The following is a 20,263-nucleotide window of genomic DNA, read 5'->3' as shown; positions in this document are numbered from 1 at the left end:
ACATTTGCATATAAGAACAGCCCTTACAACATGATCAAAGCAGTATTTTTTGATATCGACGGTACACTATTAAGTTTCAAAACACATCTCGTCCCTGAGTCTACCGAAAAAGCTATCCGTGAATTACAATCCAGAGGAATTAAAGTAATCATTTCTACGGGTAGATCTATCAACAGCTTAGATCATATCAGATACCTCAATTTTGATGGCTTTATAACATTTAACGGAGGATATTGCGTCACAAAAGATGATGAAGTGCTGTTTAGAAAACCTATTCCACAGGAAGATATTGAGTCTCTGCTCAATTATGCAATGAATAATGAGCCGGTTAGTTTTTCGCTGATGTCTGAAAATGAAATTTCGATCTTCCATGTCACGCCTGATATACAAAAGATGTACGACCAGCTCAATCTGCCCGTACCTATGCAGAGAAACTACGACAACTTTGATAAAGCGACCGTACTGCAGACCAATATCTTTATTCAACCGGAAGCAGAAGAAGACTTTATGCGTACTATAATGCCCAATTCCATAGCTTCCCGCTGGACTCCTCTTTTTGCGGATGTCAACCCTGTCGGCCAAAGTAAAAAGGTAGGTATCGATGTGTTTGTACAACATTTCGGACTTGAACTCCATGAGACCATGTCATTCGGAGACGGAGGCAATGATATCACCATGTTAGCGCATACACATATTGGTGTAGCTATGGGCAATGCAAATCCAGAAGTAAAGGCAATAGCAGATTATATCACGGATGACGTAGACAATAATGGTATCTGGAATGCACTGAAGCATTATAATATCATCTAAAGCTGTACCGTCAGTGATGCTTTAAAAGTATTACTGTTACTATTGAATAAGAGATCATGACGATCCGGATAAAGGAATTGCAATCTTTCTCTGAACAGCCTTATACTATCGGTATCCTGCTGATCGGCAATACGATGATTTACTCTGTTGCTGACTTCCATAATCAGGAGCCTGGCCGAGCCGGATACTTTTATTTTGACAGGATATTTTTCCATGGATGTATATCCGTTATGAATAGCATTCTGTACAAGTGATATCAAAATAAAAGGATAAATAAGCGCTGTTGAATCTGTATAATCAGACTTAAAGTTAACATGCAATTCTTCTGATTTAATATACTGATACACTAAGCAGTATTCATTCAGATAATTGATTTCATCAATAACAGATATAGGTTGAGAACACACTCGTGACAAACCGCTCTGCTGCAGTTTTGCAAACCGGATTTGCCAGGATTCATCTCTGTTTTCTATACAGGCAGATGCCCATAAATCCAGAAGCTTCCGGTCTACCTGACATTCTAAAAACGACAATTGATTTTCAATAGCTGACACCCCGCTGTTACCGGTAGCAGTACGATTCCATAACTTATTAAAAATCGAGGTCATATGATCTGTTATTTTGTATGGTCAAAATTACTTATTTCTTTTAAAAGAATCTTCAAACAACTCCGTCACCTGTTTTATTCATATCTTTTTTCTTAATATTTAGGCAAATAAGAAAATTTTAATTATTTTGAATAAAAGATCACACAAATCGTTATTATATTCAAACCATATTTTAGGACAAAATCGAATTAAACATGAATTTGAACTCCCGTTACGAAAGCATACTTGCTGAAACTGATGTTTCCACATTGGAAAATTTTAAAACAGAATACACATTTTTACAGCATCCTGAAAACTGGTTCAAAGGCCTGGCTCTTTTAGAAAAAAGCATTGCTTACTTCAATCTGAAGAAAGAAGCTGTAGTCAAACTTTATGAGAATCTTTTCCATGATGGGCTTGACTTTCATTCGTCTTATTCCCTAAATGATGAAGATTACATTTTTTACTGGACCAAGATCAATGAAGTATTAGAAAATCTGGCTGCTCACTGGCCGGAAGCTTATGCACAACTGGCATTTCAATATCAGGAAGCCCGCAAGAGCTTCCAGGACAAAGCCAAAGTAGAAGAATACCTGCTTGCAGCTACTCATCACGGAGCGGCCATAGGAAGGTCCGTATATGCTTATTTCCTGTATTATGACTATCTGACCCGCCAGGATAAAGAAGAAGCTACCCGCATACTGGAAGAAGACAACAGCGAATGGGGCAAATTGTACCGCGGCTATATGTATCTGGATAAAAAAGCATTTGACAGCATCCCTCCTCTTTTTGAGGAATTGCAAAAAAGCACAGATACCAAAATTGTCAAGAACGGCTATATTCTGGAGGCTTGTTACTATGAATGGCAGGGAGATCCACAAAAAGCGAAAGAAGTATTCAAGTATTGCATGGAGAACTATATATCAGCTTATGCAATGACCCGATATGCTTTAATTAATTATGAAAACAGCCCTCAAGAATCCATGAATCTGCTGGAAGAGGCTTCAGTCAGAGGAAATATCGACGCTATGAATAATTTAGGACACCTGGCATTTCCTAAAGAACAATCTCCTAAAGAGGAATATGAAAAATCATTAAAATGGTTTACTGTCGGTCAGCTATACGGAAATGCATTTTCGACCTATCGTCTTGCATTGATATACCTTCATGTTGAAGCTTACAAGGATACAAAAAGAGGTCTGGAATACCTGGATCAGGCATGCGAACAAAAGCTGTCGGATGCATTGGTAGAGAAAGCTGAAATATATTTGGAGGATCAGATCGTCCCTAAAGATGTAGCAAAAGCACAGTTATATTTTGAAAGGGCAACTGAAGCTAATCAAAACGCATATGCCTATTACCGTCTCGGATACCTGCATGAACTCGGAATGACTGCAACTGGCACGCCCGAACCGGATAAAGCACTCACCTACTATGAGAAAGCGGCTGAGCTGAATCATTTCTACGGAAATAACAATGCCGGCAGACTGCACCGTTACGGTATTGGGACAGAAGTTGACAATGAAAAAGCCAGAAAATATTTTGAAAAAGGATTGGAACAGGGTAATCCCTATTGTATAACCGAACTTGCTTTCATGTATGAAGATGGCACACTTGACAAAGATTACGCAAAGGCTTTTGAACTATTCACTCTCGCTTCAGAAACCAATGGCGGGTATGGATACGCCTGTTATATAAGAGGTCAGTATCTGGAGTTTGGTTACCATACAGACGGTGAGACTGATCAGCAGGAGGCGGTACGTATGTATGAAAAAGGCGCTGAACTGCAGGAGATCAATTGTATCTACGAAATGGGGCGGTGTTACCGGTATGGAATTGTACATGAACAGAATCCGGATCTTGCTGTTGCATACTTTCAGAAAGCTGCCGACGCAGGACTTCCTAAAGGAATGGTCGAATTGGCAATGTGCTATGACTATGAATTTGGAGTCAGTTTTGATGCACAGAAAACATTCGACCTTATGAAGGAGGCTGCAGAAATGAATTATCCGTTTGCGCAATACAAGACGGGCTCATATCTGATGCACGGCAGTCTGGGCGAACCTATATTGGCTGATACGGAACAGGCCCTCATATGGCTTAATAAAGCTAAAGAAAACAATCAGCCTTATGCTTTCCTTGAACTTGGAGATTATTATCTATATGATTATGATCAGCTCAATGAATATGAGAAAGCATTGTCCCTATACCTGGAAGCTTATAACAATTATGAAGTCATATCTGATGGACTCGGTATTTGTTATGAATACGGACTTGGCACAGAAGCCAACGCTTCTGAAGCATTTAAATACTATGAAATAGCCGCCAACAAAAACAACAAAAATGCGATGTACAGACTTGGTAAATGCTACTTAAGCGGTACAGGCACCCGTAAAAATGAAAGTCAGGCGTATCATTGGTTTGCAACGGCGGCTAATTATGGTGATATCCCTTCACAATTTAATGCAGGTCTATTACTGTTGAAAGGAAATGGCGTTGCCGTGAATAAAGAAGAAGGTATTAAACTGATCCGCCAGGCTGCAGAACAAAACCATGCTGCTGCACAATTCGAACTGGGCAACTGTTACCTGATGGGTGACGGTGTGGAAGAAAGCGAAGAGCAGACCATGTACTGGTATGAGCTGGCAGCAGAAAACGGGCATGAAAAAGCCGAAAAAATAGTCAGAAAGTCAAAAAGATAATTCATGGAAAAAAAAGAGTCATATATTTTCCAGGTCAATCTGAAAGGGATGATTTCGCTCCTTTCAGAGCACCTGTACAGTAATCCGAATACTTTTGTGCGTGAATTACTCCAGAATGCAGTAGATGCGATCACAGCATTTCAAAATCTGGATGAATCGCATCAGGGAAAAATCACGGTCCGTCTGGAAGACAAAAAGATGATATTCGAGGATAACGGCATCGGACTGACCGAAGCCGAAATTCATAAGTTTATAGCCGTGATCGGAGAGAGTTCCAAAAGGGACAGCATCGATGCTCAGGATTTTATTGGAAAATTTGGTATTGGTCTCCTTTCTTGTTTTGTGGTCAGTAATGAGATCGTGCTGGAAACCCGCTCTGCTATGAGCGAACAGGCAATTCGCTGGACCGGACACGCAAACGGAACTTACGAAATTGAACATATCGCTGAACCAAGAGCCATTGGAACACGCGTGCTGTTGACACCAAAAAAGGAATGGATGCATCTTTTTGCTTTTTCCTCTCTTGAACAAAATCTCAGCTACTACGGGGACCTGCTCCCTATTCCTATTACCTGCATAGAAGGCGATCAGGAATTACTGATCAATCCTGCTGCCGGAAAATGGATGGAACATGATATCAGCAAAGAGGAATTGCTCGAAATAGGAAAGAAAACCTTTCATACCAACTTTATTGATGCTTTCCGTATCGAAGCTCCCTCCGGAGGAGTAAAGGCTATAGCTTATATACTGCCTCATAAAGCACAGTTTTCGAATCGGCAGCAACACAAATTGTATCTCAAAAGAATGTTTTTGAGTGATGACGACTGCAGGCTGTTACCGCGATGGGCATTTTTCATCCGTTGTATTATCAACAGCAATCAGTTGCAGGCTACAGCATCACGTGAATCATTAATGGCAAATGAAAGCCTGAAAGCAACTCAAAAAGAAATAGCTGAAGCGATCAAAGACTACCTCCGGAATATACGTACAATAGATAATAAGGTATACAACGGTCTGATCAATACTCATTATCTGCATATCAAGGCTATAGCTGCAGAAGATAATGATATGCTCCGGGTATTCCTCGATGACCTGCCTTTTGAGACAAATAAAGGATTCCGGAACTTTAAGAATATCAAAAATTATCAGGATTGTATTTATTACACACCCAACATTGATGATTTCAAGCAAATGCGCAGAATTGCAGAATCACAGGGAATACTGGTGATCAATGCAGCCTATACCTTTGAGGAAGAATTGTTGAAAAAAGCACAGTACATTGATACATCCATTCAGGTAAAGGAGATCACACCACAAGATATCATGGCGCGTTTCCGGGATTTATCACCCGAGCAGGAAATAGCTTATGTAACCTTTATAGATAAGGCTAATGATGTACTGAAGCCTCAAAACTGTGAGGTGCTGATAAAAGCTTATGCACCGGAAGATATTCCGGCACTTTATATCACCGGAACGGATGCAATCAAGTCGTCATCAGTCAAAAAATCAGCAGCGAATCCGCTAAATGATATTTTAGGCTCATTCGCCGCCAAAAAGAATGAAAATAAACCCTTATTGTGTCTTAACGGTAATAATAAGCTGATTGCTAATCTTCTCTCCCTGAAAGACGATTATATGATCCGGTCTATTGTTCATATCCTGTATGTACAATCACTGCTTCTTGGTAAATATCCGGTCAGTGATACCGAGATGACATTATTCAACGAAGCCATTAATGACATGTTGGTCATGGGCATTGACAATTTTTTAAATATTTAGCAGACAACAGCATGATCTATACATTAGAAATACAAAAACTCTTAAATAAAGCATCTTACCTGGATGATAAAAATAAAGATAAGATCAAATACTTTTTACAGGCTATACAGCTTGCAGATGATAATCAGGATATTGAATGGGCATATGAACTGCGCATGCAGCTGATGGACATCGAATGGGAACATACCGACCGGAAGAACTTCCTGCCTACATTCAGCTGGCTGCTCAACGCATACGATGCTTCTCCTGATGAGTATGATGTCGAAGAATTGCTATGGAAATACAAATGGATCATAAGTGAAGTACAGTCTAATCCTGAAATCAGCCTTGCACACATGAATAATATTATGGACGATTTCAAAAGAAGATCTGAACTGGAAGGATATAATCTGCGAGCTTATCATTCCAAACTCTTGCATGAAGCAGCAGAACAGATGGATGTGGAAAAGAGTCTTTACCTGCAAAGCCAGATCAACCTCTTTCCACGGGACGGAATCAGTGATTGTCAAGCTTGTGAACTCGACAGTGAAGTACTGACGCTATTGCAGGATAATAATTTTGAGGAAGGTCTGAATAAAGCTCAGCCTATCCTTCAGGAACAGTATACCTGTGCACGTGTTCCGCTTGTAACACGTGTCAATATTGCTTACCATGCCCTGATAAACGGTCAGCAGGATATTGCACAGCAATACCTGGATCGTGTGATACAGGAATTATCGGAGCGGGAAGAAGATACTTACCTCATTAGTTCATTGGGAGATTTTATGCCTGTCATCTTTGCCTTAAAACCCGAATCAGCCTGGAATTATGTAGAACAATTCATCCCATGGACATTGGATACTGATAAGAGCACAAGGTTTTTCTTTGCAAGAGGAATGGCAGAAGCGTTATCTCAAAAACAAGGCGGAGAAACCGTAACGCTGAATATTCCTCCTTCGCACGCTTTGTATCGCCCGGAAAACACCTATACGGTAGATGAGATTTACACTTACTATCTGGATAAAGCAAAGTTACTGGCAAAGCAGTTTGACCTTCGCAATGAGAATAACAATTTCACGAATCAGATAAAAACCAGATAATACAAAAATGGCCCTGCAAGGAATTTGCAGGGCCATTTCGATATATATTTATAATTATCTTACTCCAAACCGCTGACACCGCCTGAAACAACCAGTTTCATCGCATCTGTAGCAGACATATTCAATTTTTCTACCTTATCAGCCTTAACAATCACGACCTGACCTGCAAAAGAGTAGGAATAGGGAAAGTAAACTATCACATCATCCGGAAGATTGAGTTTGCTCAGATCATGTTGTGTCAGAAATCCGATCTTCTTAAGTCCCATATCGTTTACAGTAACCAATACCGGCTCGTTGAATTTCTTGGCATCCCCGACAAAAGCTTCCGTGAAATCCTTAATGGAGGAATACAAGGTATTGAACAAAGGTATACGGTTAATCTGGCGTGTAATCCACTGCTTGATCGGATCTGTCACAAAATTTGTGAATATAACTCCAGCCAGAACCAGGATCAGTATAACGGTTAATATCCCGATACCCGGAATATACAAGGGATGACCGCTTTCATCCTCTAAGAAATGTTCGGTCAGATTCAAAGTCGAATCTACTGATGCTACAATCCAGACAATCAGAAAAATTGCTCCTGCTAAAGGAACCATGACCAAGGTACCCTTGATCAGATAGTTTAAAAACCCTCTAAAAATTTTTGAAAACATGGTGTATTATACCCTAAAAAATGATTTACAAAGATGCGAAATCATCAGCGCATTATTCGTAAAAATATACTCTTTTTACCCGTTGTGAAATATTGACAAGTAACTCATACGGAATCGTCCCAATACTGTTTGCAGCCGCTGTAATATCCGGAAACACAACAACTTCATCTTCTTCACTTACAGCAATATCTGTCACATCGAGCATACACATATCCATACAAATATCCCCTACAGTCGGCACGAGATGTCCGTTGACCAGCATCTTCCCTACTCCGTTACCAAACCGACGGTCATATCCATCTGCATAACCGATCTTGATCGTTGCAATTTTGCTGTCCCGATACAATACTCCATGACGGTTGTATCCGACAGTCTCTGATGCCGGAATATGTTTAATCTGAGTTACATTCGTCTTTAATACACCTACTGTCTGTAAGCTGAGATCCGTCCTGCTCGCCTCAACACCATACATACCTATCCCCAAACGCACCATATCAAAATAAGCGGACGGCCACAGCTCAATTCCTGAAGTAGCTGCGATATGACGTAAAAAACTATATCCCAGCTCCTGCTGCAGTTTCTTCGCAAACTGATCCAGCTTAAGGATCTGCTCAGCCGTAAATGCATTATCCTGTGAATTTGCAGCAGAGGCAAGATGAGAGAATGCCGATTGTACCCGGACCACATCCTGTTGACGCAGGATATCGATCAGCGCTTCTGCTTCATCCGGCATAAAACCTAGCCTGTGCATACCGGTATCTACCTTGATATGAATAGGGAAATTTTTCAGGCCTTTGATCCTGACAAATGAAATAAAGGCATGAAGAATACGAAAACTATAGATTTCAGGTTCCAGATTATGCTGAACTACGGATTCAAAAGCATTTTCATCCGGACTCATGACTACAATAGGCAGCGTAATTCCTGCATTACGCAATTCCACACCTTCATCTGCATAGGCTACAGTAAGATAATCTACCTGATTAAACTGTAAGAGGTTTGCAATTTCAAAACTTCCGCTTCCATAAGAAAAGGCTTTAACCATAGCCATCATTTTCACATCTTTGGGTACCAGTCCGCGATACACATTCAGATTATGCTCCAATGCATTCAGATTGATCTCTAATACCGTATCATGAGATTTTGCGACTAACAGCTTGCTGATGTCCTCAAAATGGAAGTCACGCGCTCCTTTCAGCAATATGGTAGCATCACGAAATTCTATATCCTTCAGATTAGCAATGAAATCGGCCGTAGATGCATAGCATTGAGAAGGCACCCCTAATTGTTCAGCGTACTGCCTCAGCACGGGGCCTATTAAGATCAGTTGGGTCAGATTACGGTCCGCAACCAGACGTTTGAGCTTGTTGAGATTCTTTTCATCAGTCAGCGTTACACCCGGAATATCGGATAAGATGAGTATGCTATTCGTATGCTGATGCTGTTGATTTAAAAAATCCAAAGCAATCTGCAGGGACACCAGATCATTGCTGTATGAATCGTCTATAACAGATGTATTATTTTTACCGTTCTTCAATTCCAGACGCATCTCAACCGGCAACAGATTCCTGATCCGCTCGGCTATCAGCGCTGTATCGTAACCAAAACGTAGCATCACCGCTACACAGGTAATAGCATTTTCCATAGCGGCACTGTCTGTAAACGGAACCGAAATGCCAAACGTCTTTCCGCCATAGTATAGCGTCACATAGGTCTCTCCATCCTCCGGTTTGCGGATAGAATAGACTTCCAGTTGATTATCTTCTTCTTCTCCCCAGGACAGTTTACGCGGTTTATAGGGGATCTGTACAGCCTCCAGATATTTGGCCGGGTAAATAAGCGTCTCTGCATCTTTAAACAACCTGAGTTTTTCTTCGGTTTTTTCCAGCTTAGAAGCAAATCCCTGCTGATGAGCAATACCAATATTGGTAAGTACTCCATAAGTGGGTTTGATCATAGCTTCCAGACGATCCATTTCACCGACATGACTGATACCAGCTTCGATAATAGCCAGATTATACTGATTGGACAGATCCCATAGAGATAGAGCTACGCCAAGTTGAGAGTTGTAACTTTTAGGACTTCTGTAGATTTTATATTCCGGAGACATCAGCTGAAATAACCATTCCTTTACTATAGTCTTTCCGTTACTACCCGTAATACCGATGACTGGCCCTTGAAATTGTGATCTGTTATGTTTTGCCAAAGATTGCAGGGCTGTCCATGAATTTGCAACCCACAGGATATTGGCATCGGGCATCTGTACTTCCTGTTCTGCATCTTTTTCCAGGACAAAATTACGCACTCCTTTATTATAAGCGTCCTGAATATAAAGATGACCGTCCTGACGTCCGGTAAATGCAAAGAAAACACCTAATTTTTCATGTGCAATCTTTCTACTGTCATATAGCAGGTAATGGATACTTACCTTGGTATCGGCTAAATAAGATCTGCGGGGCTTAATAATATCCTGAATCTCTGAAATCGTGTACATACTACCTCTCTTTTGGTAGATCAAAGATTGCCATTTTTTCCATAAGTTGGGTATTTTTTTAATTTTTGTAAGATGCAGGACGATGAAAAGAAAAAGAGGGTACTGACAGCGGCACAAGCTAAGCTCAAAGCGGAGAATTATTGTGCTTATCAGGAACGGGCACAACAGGAAGTAAGAGATAAACTCTATGATTGGGGACTACATCAAGAAGATGTGGAAAATATAATTGTCGAGCTTATTTCCGACAATTTCCTCAATGAAGAACGGTTTGCTCTGGCCTATGCTTCGGGTAAATTCAGAATGAAAGGCTGGGGAAGGATAAAGATAAAACAAGGGCTTACTTTCAAAAAAGTATCTCCTCCCCTTATCAAACAAGCATTAGCAGCAATTGATTACGATGAGTACATCTCCCGTCTGGCAGATATCCTGCAAAAAAAAGCAGCTTCGCTAAAAGAGGACGATCCGTATCTACGTAAAAACAAGTTGGCTCAATATGCTGCCGGAAGAGGGTTTGAAAGCACAGAAATATGGGATCTTCTAAAAGAAAACATATATTGACCGGCATACAGCCAATATCCTTCAAAAATAAACCTAACTTAAAATCTATGTTACGTGGATATAAACATATTTAGTATTTTCGCACGTTATTTTTTAGAAGAAGTAAATTAACGAATATGCAGTTAACGAAGTTGGAGATAAAGGGGTTCAAAAGTTTTGGTGACAAGATTACGATCAACTTTAATGATGGTGTGACGGCTATTGTGGGCCCTAACGGTTGCGGAAAATCCAATGTGGTAGATGCGATCCGTTGGGTAATGGGTGAACAAAGCACCCGAGCGCTGCGTTCGGAAAAGATGGAAAACATCATTTTTAACGGTACTAAAAACCGTAAGCCTGCTAATCTGGCCGAAGTATCCCTCACCTTTAATAATACAAAAAACATTCTTCCTACAGAGTTCTCAACCGTGAATATCACCAGAAAACTCTACCGAAACGGAGAAAGTGAATATAGACTGAATGATGTAAAATGTCGCTTAAAAGATATTACAGATCTTTTTCTGGATACAGGTCTTGGGGCGGACACCTATTCCATCATTGAGTTGAAAATGATTGACGAGATTATCAATAATAAAGATAATTCCCGACGTAATCTTTTTGAAGAAGCCTCCGGTATATCCAAGTACAAGGTTCGTAAGAAACAAACGCTTTCTAAACTGAAAGAAACAGAAAACGACCTTAGCCGTGTGGATGACCTCCTATTTGAGATTGGTAAGAATCTGAAGAGTCTGGAAAATCAGGCAAAGAAAGCTGATAAATATTTCCGTCTCAAGGATGAATATAAAGATGCCAGCGTAAGTCTGGCCTATTTCAAACTGGCAGATTTCAGCCAGGACCTGGAAAAACTGGAAGAACAGGAAGCTGCACAGCAGGAAGTTATTCAGCAGAATCAGTCTCAGATCGGCCTGCAGGAAACGGAGCTGCAGGAGAAGAAAAAGGATATCCTTGCTAAAGAGAAGAATCTCTCTGTACAACAAAAGAGTACACACGAGTATGTCAATAAGATAAGAGCATACGAATCGGAGAAAAAGATCAAAAATGAGCAGATGCGTCATTTGCAGGAAAAAGAAGCGAGATTAAGTGCAGAACTGGCAAATGATAAGCAACAACTCAACCATGCTTTCTATAATATAAAAAGACTCAATGAGGAGCTATTTGAAGAGCAATCCAAATTTGACACTATAAAAACGGATCTGGATGCTAACAAGACTGAAGTAGAAGAACTGAGAGCACAACAACAGTCGGCCAAAGCCAAGTTAGACAGTTTTCAAAAAGAAAGAGGAGAAATTCAGAGCAGAATCTATCAGCTGGAAAAAGATATCGCAGTACTCAATATACAAAAAGATGCTCTTCAGCAGGAGTCTCTGCGCAATGTCAGCGATACCGCTTCTAAAGAAACGGAATTAAACCAGTTTAATATTGCCGTTGCAGATCTTGAAGGTCGTGTGGACTCTCAGCAGCAGCAATATGAATCCGCTATACAATCTGAAAGCGAACTTCAGCTACAGATCTCTGCTACGGAATCTGAGTTGCAGACGATTAAGGATGAGCTCAACAGACAAAGTCGTATAGTCGATGCTAAACAGAACGAATATAATCTGACCAAGTCATTGGTCGATAATCTGGAAGGATTTCCGGAGTCTATCCGGTTCCTGCGCAAAAGTGCAGGTTGGAAAAAACAATTTCCGCTCTTCTCGGATATTCTTTTTTGTAAAGAAGACTATCGTGTTGCAGTGGAGAACTACCTGGAGCCTATCATGAATCATTATGTGGTAGATTCACAACAGGATGCCGTACAGGCCATCCAGTTGTTGAGTGATGCGTCGAGAGGAAGAGCAAACTTTTTTGTATTGGATGCTATCACTTCACTTTCTCCCTCCGCCCCTGCCGTTGAGGATGAAAAACTGATCCGGGCATTGGATGTGATCACTGTAGAAGAAAAGTACAGAACGCTGTGCGAGATCTTACTACAACATGTTTTCATTCTGAAACAAGGCGAATCTGCAGATCTGGAAACGCAGCTTCCGCAGGATGATACAATCATACTGCACAAAGAGGGACGATTTGCAAAAAACAGATTAGGACTTATGGGTGGTTCGGTAGGATTGTTTGAAGGAAAGAGAATCGGAAGGGCCAAAAACCTGGAGAATCTTGCAAAAGAAATCAAAACATTGAATCAGCAGATCGTAGAACTGCAAACCCGTGAAGTAGAGCAATCCGGTAAACTGCTGTCGCTGAAGAATAATTCACAACGGGAGACTATAGATGAATTACGCCATCAGCTTAATCGTCTCAACAATGAACTGATATCCGTCAAAACCAAACAGGAACAATACCAGACTTTTATCACCAATAGTCATAACCGTAAACAGGATATAGAAGCCAAAATCACGGCTATTACCAATGATCTTTTGACGGCAGACCCGACCTTGCAGGATCTGAAAATTGAAAACCAAAAGAGAGATCTGGAGGTACAGGATCTGCAGGAAAACTTTAATGAAATATCTGATATCCTGACTGAAAAATCAGCGGTATTCAATCAACAGAATATTCATTTTCATCAGCAACAGAATAAAGTATCGGGTATTCAGAAGGATCTGGAATACAGAGATGTTCAGAAAGAAACATTTGAAGCCCGCATCGAAAAGAATACGATTGAATATGAAGAGGTACAACAAAGTATAAAAGACACACTTCAGCACGTAGATCATAACGATGAGGATCTGCTTGCTATGTACGCTCAGAAAGAAGCTCTTGAAAAAGGCTTACAGGACATAGAAGAGGACTTCTATGCTTCACGCAAAGTCATCAATGATCTGGAAGAAGCTATAGCACAATCACGCAAATCCAAAGAGCTTACCGATATGCTGATCGGTGAGATTAAAGATAAAAAGACCAGATTACAGATCGATCTGAATGCTCTTCGTGAGCGTCTTTCTGTAGAGTTCAATATTGACCTCAAAGATCTTCTGGAAACAGAACCTCCCGAAACAAGCCTGTCTCAGCAAGCGCTGCAGATGGCCTGTGAAAAGATCAAGAAACAACTGGATGAGTACGGGACAATCAATCCTATGGCTAAAGAAGCCTATGATGAAATGAACGAGCGGTCGGACTTCATAACGAAAGAAAAATCTGATCTGCTGGAAGCCAAAAATTCTCTAATGGCCACCATCAAGGAGATCGATGACTCGGCTAAAGATAAGTTTATGACGGCCTTTACTATGATCCGCGAAAACTTTATCCGTGTGTTCAGATCATTATTTAATGAAGAAGACAGCTGTGACCTGACCCTTTCTGATCCGGACAATCCACTGGAATCGGATATTGACATTATTGCACGTCCTAAAGGCAAGCGACCACTTTCTATTAATCAATTGTCGGGAGGAGAGAAGACGTTGACTTCTACAGCGCTGTTATTCTCCCTGTATCTGCTGAAGCCGGCACCTTTCTGTATATTCGACGAGGTAGATGCTCCGCTTGATGATACCAATATTGACAAATTCAACAATATTATCCGTGAATTCTCTAACGATTCACAATTTATAGTAGTCTCGCACAACAAGCGTACTATAGCAAGTACAGATGTCATCTACGGTGTGACCATGGTAGAACAGGGAATCTCCAGAGTAGTTGCCGTCGACCTGAGAGATGTCGCTTAAAAAATAAATCTTCACCCGGCAAATTTGTAAAACATGCCGGGTGAAGATTTTCTTATATCAGGACCTGATTATTACTATTCCTGCTCTTATTTTAATAACCGTACATCGTACAGATCTTTTCTTCTGTCTTTCATGATCTTGACGGTACCATATTCATGCAGATCCCGCAACGCATATAAGTCCACATCTGCGATCAGCACCATTTCAGCATTGGGAGTAGCTTCGGCTTTGATGGCATTATTGGGAAATGCAAAATCAGAGGGGGTGAATACAGCCGATTGGGAATATTGAATATCCATATTATTGACACGGGGCAGATTACCGACTGAACCTGCAATAGCCACATAGCATTCATTTTCTATAGCACGTGCCTGTGCACAGGTACGTACACGGATATATCCGTTCTGCGTATCTGTCATAAAAGGTACAAATAAAATCTGCATACCCTGATCGGCCAGTATACGGCTCAATTCCGGGAATTCTACATCATAGCAGATCAATAATCCGATCTTACCACAATCTGTATCAAATACTTTGACTTCATTCCCTCCTATCATACCATAATACTTGGACTCATTCGGGGTGATATGGATCTTACGATAGGAGTCTACTTTACCGCTCCGATGACAGAGATAGGAAACATTATACAGTTTATTATTCTCATAAACAGGCATAGACCCTGCTATAATATTAACATTATATGATACCGCAAACTGCTGTATACGATCTACGATCTCATTGGTGAGTTCCGCCAGTCTTTTCATTGCAGTCCTTTCAGGAAGATCATTGAACGGACTCATCAAAGGAGTATTGAAAAATTCGGGAAACATAATAAAATCAGCACCGTAATCGCTGACCGTATCTACGAAAAACTCAATCTGGTCATAGAAAGCCTCGACATTATCAAAGAGGCGCATCTGCCATTGTATCAGTCCAAGACGTATAGTTTGTTTGGATGTAGAAATGGAACGGGAATCGGGTTCGTAATAAATATTATTCCATTCCAGTAATACCGCAAACTCCATGGAATCCATATCCTCTGGCAGGTAATTTTTCAGAATCTTCTTGACATGGAAATCATTGGACAACTGAAACGTGAGCGTCGGATCGTAGATTTCTTTGCGTTTTACCTTTTCGATATAAACACGGGGACTCATTTTTTCTGAGTAATTATGGTAGTTAGGAATACGTCCTCCGGCTACAATACTTTTGAGATTGAGTTGCTCACACAGTTCCTTACGGGAGTCATAAAGTCTTCGTCCCAGGCGTAATGCACGATGATCCGGATGAACAAAAACTTCTATCCCGTATAAAGTATCACCTTCATGCGTATGTTTACTGAATTTACCATCATCAATAATATCATAATAACTATCATAGATATTATTCTTTTTTGAATTAAGGATAATGGATAAGGCACAAGCGACAACATGACCATCGACCTCCACACATAACTGCCCCTCGGGAAATAAATCAATAAGATCGACAATATTTTCCCGGCTCCAGACTTCTCCCATACCCTGATAAGCTTCTTCCATTGAGTTTTTTAAATCTCTATAGTCCTTCTTGGTCAAAGGTCTTACCTGTATATCCATATATATTATTTTTTAAAATTTAATGTAAGTGAAAAATTAAGATCAGCGATCGTACATCATTCAAACAAAAAATAATGCCAACTGTTATCCTAACTTAGCATTTTTTTGAAATTAATCAGCTAATTTTTACGAAAGAAAGTCTGAATATCCTGATATACCGGCTGGTACATGTGGATCGCAACGGCTGAAAGGATGAGTTTCGTTTATAAACAATTGCGGCCTTTATCCTCGGATAAAGGCCGCAAAAGATTTACTTATGCTTCTCCTTTTGGAGTTCCAAAATTAAGCGGCAATGTATTATCATTGGCTTTAATTGATCCGTTTTGAGCTTCAAAACGGTTAATATTATCCTGCAAAGCACCTAAAAGCCTTTTTGCATGTTCGGGAGTCAAAATAATTCTGGATTTGACCTTCGCTTTCGGTACACCTGGCATAATACGAACAAAATCTACAACAAACTCTGTAGATGAATGTGTAATAATAGCCAGATTGGAGTATACTCCTTCTGCTGTTTCTTCCGTCAGTTCAATACTCAATTCCTGATTCTCCTGATTGTTATTTTCCATTCTTATTGTAATATATGTTTAGGGTTTTTATAATATAGTCTTATTATTAACTTTTGAATGTTCTGAAATCCTGTCCCTCTTCTATTGCCAATACAGTTTCATAAATCAGTCTGATCACATTATCTACATCTTCTTTATGAATCATCTCTACTGTAGTATGCATGTAACGAAGCGGCAAAGAGATCAATGCCGAAGGTACACCACCGTTAGAATAAGCAAAGGCATCTGTATCCGTCCCTGTATAACGGGATGAGGCCTGTCTCTGGAACGGAATCTCATTCTGCTCTGCAACCTTGACTAAGAGTTTATTCAGATTGATCTGTACTGCAGGTGCATAAGACAACACAGGGCCGCTACCGCAGGCCAGATCTCCCTGGGTAATCTTATTGATCATCGGTGTTTGTGTGTCGTGGGTTACATCGGTCACAATGGCGACATGAGGTTTGATATAATCAGCGATCATTTCTGCCCCGCGAAGACCAATTTCTTCCTGCACGGAGTTAACGATATAAAGACCGAAAGGTAATTTTTTCTTATTTTCTTTTAGCAAACGTGCTACCTCAGTGATCATGAATCCGCCTGCACGATTGTCCAGTGCGCGTCCTACATAATAACGGTCATTGAGGATCATGAATTCATCTTCATACGTCACTACCGAACCGACATGAATACCCAGAGCCTCTACCTCCTCTTTGCTGGTACAACCGCAATCCAGAAAAATATTTTTAAGAGTAGGTGCTTCTTCCTTTTCTCCGGAACGGGTGTGAATAGCCGGCCATCCGAATACAGCTTTTACCGTTCCTTTGTCTGTATGGATATTTACGCGCTTGGAAGGTGCAATCTGATGATCTGAACCTCCGTTACGGATGACATAGATCAATCCGTCTTTGGTAATGTAATTTACAAACCAGGAAATCTCATCTGCATGTGCTTCTATCACTACTTTATAAGGCGCATCCGGATTGATAATTCCTACAGCTGTACCGTAATTATCAATATAAGTTGTATCTACATATGGCTTCAGATAATCCAGCCACATGCGTTGCCCTTCCCACTCAAAACCTGTTGGTGAAGGGTTATTTATATATTTTTCAAAAAAAGAAAGCGACTCTTTTGTCACTATCGGAATGTGTTTTTTTTCTATTTTTTCACTTTTCTTAGCCATATTCAATTAATGATTTCAGATACGATTGCTTACACAGTAAGGTCAGGACAAAGTTAAAAAAGATAATCTTAAGTTTTCGGACCGGAAACCTCTATTCAGTTTAATTTACGTTAAAAAACAAGGATTATAATGTACATCTTCTCCCCTGACAGCACAGCATAAAACCCTATGCGGGGATACGAATGTAAAATAATCAAAAAATCACAATAAAGCACTCTTTCCCCTGATTCTTTCCGGAAAGATTATAATTATATTAATTCAGAGATCAGCTGAGTGTCTTATTTATAATGCTGAAGATGTATTAAAAATATTACCTGCGGGTTTGAAGTATGTTCTAACTTACACAGAATAACCTTACTATAACAGAATAAGATCTTGTATATTCCGCCAAGGCTTTCACCGGGCTTAAAACATTTAGCCAAAGCCTTTTAAAAAGGTGGAGAAATACTATCTTTACAGCATCAAAATAGTTCATAACAAATGGAAAATCTTTTCAATATAATCAATTGGGATATTCATCCCGAAATATTTAAGATTGGTTCTTTTGGATTACGCTATTATGCACTCTGCTGGCTGGCAGCATTTGCAATATCGTATGTCCTGATGCTGAAGATCTTCAAAAGAGAAGGCAAGACCCAGGAACAACTGGATCAGTTAAGTATCTATATTTTCTTAGGAACATTAATCGGTGCCCGTCTGGGACATTGTCTGTTTTATGAGTTTGATTACTATAAGGATCATATCATGGAGATTTTCCTTCCTTTCCGTTGGGATGCAAATGGCAATTTCCAAATGACAGGTTTTGCAGGTTTAGCCAGCCATGGCGCTGCGGTCGGGATATTGACATCGATCTATCTCTTTGCCAGAAAAACAAAGATCAATTTTATGTGGGTGGCAGATCGTCTTGTGATTGTCGTACCGATAGCAGGAGCTTTTGTCAGATTAGGTAACTTCTTCAACTCTGAAATGATTGGCCCGCCTACAGATCTCCCTTGGGGTGTGGTATTCAAAAACATTGACAATATTCCCCGTCATCCAGGACAGTTGTATGAGGCATTGGCTTATGTGATTATTTTTATTGTAATGTGGTACCTGTACAATAAGAAGAGCTTTCTCAAACCCGGATATCTGTTCGGAATATTTCTGGTGTTATTATTCGGTGCGCGATTTGTTCTGGAATACTTCAAAATAGATCAGGAAGATTTTGAAAAAAATATGTTATTTAATATGGGACAGATCCTGAGTATCCCATTTATTCTTGCGGGTTTTTATCTGATCTTCCGAAAACCGAAAGAAGGTCAATCCAAATAATCATAAAAGCCCTTTTTAAGAAAAAAGGGCTTTTTCATTTTTAATATATATGCACAATTTCAGTAAATTCAAACGAAGTACTATTATTTTTATTCTGGGTCTGCTATCGGCTATCGGTCCCTTCTCTATTGATATGTATCTGCCGGCTTTCAAAACTATAGCAACGGATTTTGACACTTCTGTAGATCGCGTACAACTATCTCTTTCTTCTTTTTTTATCGGGATAGCTATTGGTCAGCTTGTTTACGGACCTCTTCTTGACAAATTCGGACGCAAAAAACCACTGATCGTAGGAATCAGTCTGTATATTTTCGCATCTATAATGTGTATATTCTCAACTAGTATTGAACAGTTAATTGTTTTTCGCTTTATCCAGGCCCTGGGCAGCTGCTCGGGTATGGTCGCTTCGCGGGCAATGGTGAGAGATTATTTTGGTCCGCAGGAGTCTGCAAAGATATTCAGTATGCTGATGCTTATCGTGGGTATCTCTCCTATTCTGGCACCGAGTGTCGGGGCATTCGTCATGTCACACTTTGAGTGGCATATGATCTTTACCATTCTGACGGTCATGGCTGTCCTTATTCTGATCAGCGTTATTTTCCTGTTACCGGAATCATTTGCCGGAAATAAGAATCTTTCTTTAGCACCGAAACAGGTCACAATTAACTTTTGGACGGTTTGTAAAAACCCGCAATTTTTGAGCTTTTGTCTCGTCAGCGCACTTACTGCATCCGCACTATACGCCTACCTGGCCGGATCGCCGTTCGTCATGCAGGAACTATACGGACTTACAGAATCAGAATATGGAATTGTATTCGCAATAATCGCATCTGCACTTATCCTGGCTACGCAGATCAATAGGATTGCACTCAACAGATGGTCAAGTAGCGATATTTCCAAATTTGCATCACGCTTACAGGTAAGTATCTCTGCATTATTTATTGTTGTGACTTTAGGGGGGTGGATCACCCTTCCTACTATGGTCGGATTTATTTTTCTGATTCTGCTGGCTCAGGGATTTATTTTCCCGAATACTTCTGCCCTGGCCTTAGCACCATTCAAAGAACTTGCCGGAAGTGCTTCTGCCTTATTGGGTTGCTTTCAGATGGGCATTGGAGCACTGGCTTCCGGAGCAGTGAGTATACTGCACAACAACACCTCGTTGCCAATGGTGATTGTCATGTCTGCATGCTCGTTTTTAGGGCTTATTATATACTCATATCTGCCGAAATTACTAAAACCTGCTACTGAATAATACAAAAAACGGGCTGTTCTGATTATCAGAACAGCCCGTTTTCATTA

At 40.3% G+C, this 20,263-nt stretch carries 14 protein-coding genes; 8 read left to right on the top strand and 6 right to left on the bottom strand.

The window, feature by feature from the left end; all coding sequences use genetic code 11:
- Nucleotides 1–30: 30 nt before the first annotated feature.
- On the top strand, nt 31–810 hold the full coding sequence (locus I6J03_RS16535) for a Cof-type HAD-IIB family hydrolase (protein WP_003004039.1): 780 nt from the start codon (nt 31–33) through the stop codon (nt 808–810).
- On the opposite strand, the gene I6J03_RS16530 is transcribed toward I6J03_RS16535, so the two are convergent.
- Nucleotides 807–1,418: a LytS family sensor histidine kinase gene (locus tag I6J03_RS16530; RefSeq protein WP_003004040.1), complete on the bottom strand. Its 612-nt coding sequence runs from the start codon at nt 1,416–1,418 to the stop codon at nt 807–809. The genes I6J03_RS16535 and I6J03_RS16530 overlap by 4 nt on opposite strands.
- A 194-nt stretch (nt 1,419–1,612) precedes the next feature.
- On the opposite strand from I6J03_RS16530, the gene I6J03_RS16525 reads away from it, so the two are divergent.
- From I6J03_RS16525 to I6J03_RS16515, 3 genes are read left to right on the top strand one after another with little or no spacing between them, the layout of a single operon-like run.
- Complete coding sequence (locus I6J03_RS16525; protein WP_201693826.1) at nt 1,613–4,099, top strand: tetratricopeptide repeat protein; 2,487 nt, start codon at nt 1,613–1,615, stop codon at nt 4,097–4,099.
- A 3-nt stretch (nt 4,100–4,102) separates the two neighbouring features.
- Nucleotides 4,103–5,878 (top strand): HSP90 family protein, encoded by a 1,776-nt coding sequence (locus I6J03_RS16520; protein WP_003004042.1) that lies wholly within the window; start codon nt 4,103–4,105, stop codon nt 5,876–5,878.
- Nucleotides 5,879–5,889: 11 nt separating this feature from the next.
- Nucleotides 5,890–6,957, top strand: coding sequence for a hypothetical protein (locus I6J03_RS16515; RefSeq protein WP_201693823.1), 1,068 nt, complete (start codon nt 5,890–5,892; stop codon nt 6,955–6,957).
- 59 nt (nt 6,958–7,016) lie between these two features.
- Here the strand turns inward: I6J03_RS16515 and I6J03_RS16510 are convergent, their stop codons facing one another.
- Both I6J03_RS16510 and I6J03_RS16505 read right to left on the bottom strand, forming a co-directional pair.
- Nucleotides 7,017–7,613 (bottom strand): DUF502 domain-containing protein, encoded by a 597-nt coding sequence (locus tag I6J03_RS16510; RefSeq protein WP_003001351.1) that lies wholly within the window; start codon nt 7,611–7,613, stop codon nt 7,017–7,019.
- 52 nt (nt 7,614–7,665) lie between these two features.
- Nucleotides 7,666–10,107: a bifunctional UDP-N-acetylmuramoyl-tripeptide:D-alanyl-D-alanine ligase/alanine racemase gene (locus I6J03_RS16505; protein WP_003004045.1), complete on the bottom strand. Its 2,442-nt coding sequence runs from the start codon at nt 10,105–10,107 to the stop codon at nt 7,666–7,668.
- Nucleotides 10,108–10,179: 72 nt separating this feature from the next.
- Between I6J03_RS16505 and I6J03_RS16500 the strand changes: the two genes are divergently transcribed.
- The gene (locus I6J03_RS16500; protein WP_201693821.1) at nt 10,180–10,665 is read left to right on the top strand and encodes a regulatory protein RecX; all 486 of its coding nucleotides are present in this window, start codon (nt 10,180–10,182) and stop codon (nt 10,663–10,665) included.
- A gap of 116 nt (nt 10,666–10,781) precedes the next feature.
- A complete protein-coding gene (smc, locus tag I6J03_RS16495) occupies nt 10,782–14,324 on the top strand; it encodes a chromosome segregation protein SMC (RefSeq protein ID WP_003004047.1) in 3,543 nt (1,180 codons plus the stop codon).
- A gap of 86 nt (nt 14,325–14,410) precedes the next feature.
- On the opposite strand, the gene I6J03_RS16490 is transcribed toward smc, so the two are convergent.
- From I6J03_RS16490 to I6J03_RS16480, 3 genes are all read right to left on the bottom strand, one after another.
- A complete protein-coding gene (locus I6J03_RS16490) occupies nt 14,411–15,919 on the bottom strand; it encodes a carbon-nitrogen hydrolase family protein (protein ID WP_003004049.1) in 1,509 nt (502 codons plus the stop codon).
- Nucleotides 15,920–16,173: 254 nt separating this feature from the next.
- Entirely contained in the window at nt 16,174–16,485 is a 312-nt protein-coding gene (locus I6J03_RS16485; RefSeq protein WP_003001357.1) for a DUF3467 domain-containing protein, read from the bottom strand.
- A gap of 46 nt (nt 16,486–16,531) precedes the next feature.
- Nucleotides 16,532–17,650, bottom strand: a complete 1,119-nt coding sequence (locus tag I6J03_RS16480) for a M42 family metallopeptidase (protein WP_039989586.1) — start codon at nt 17,648–17,650, stop codon at nt 16,532–16,534.
- Between the two features lie 480 nt (nt 17,651–18,130).
- Here I6J03_RS16480 and lgt point away from each other — a divergent pair, with 480 nt between their 5' ends.
- Nucleotides 18,131–18,961 carry a prolipoprotein diacylglyceryl transferase gene (gene lgt, locus I6J03_RS16475; RefSeq protein ID WP_003004054.1) on the top strand — a complete coding sequence of 277 codons (831 nt, stop codon included), beginning with the start codon at nt 18,131–18,133 and terminating at the stop codon, nt 18,959–18,961.
- Nucleotides 18,962–19,010: 49 nt separating this feature from the next.
- Nucleotides 19,011–20,216 carry a multidrug effflux MFS transporter gene (locus tag I6J03_RS16470; RefSeq protein ID WP_003004056.1) on the top strand — a complete coding sequence of 402 codons (1,206 nt, stop codon included), beginning with the start codon at nt 19,011–19,013 and terminating at the stop codon, nt 20,214–20,216.
- Nucleotides 20,217–20,263 lie beyond the last annotated feature (47 nt).

It is taken from the genome of Sphingobacterium spiritivorum, assembly GCF_016724845.1.
Classification (GTDB): domain Bacteria; phylum Bacteroidota; class Bacteroidia; order Sphingobacteriales; family Sphingobacteriaceae; genus Sphingobacterium; species Sphingobacterium spiritivorum_A.
The sequence above is the reverse complement of the archived record's forward strand: the minus strand, read 5'-3'. Positions and strand labels throughout refer to the sequence as shown.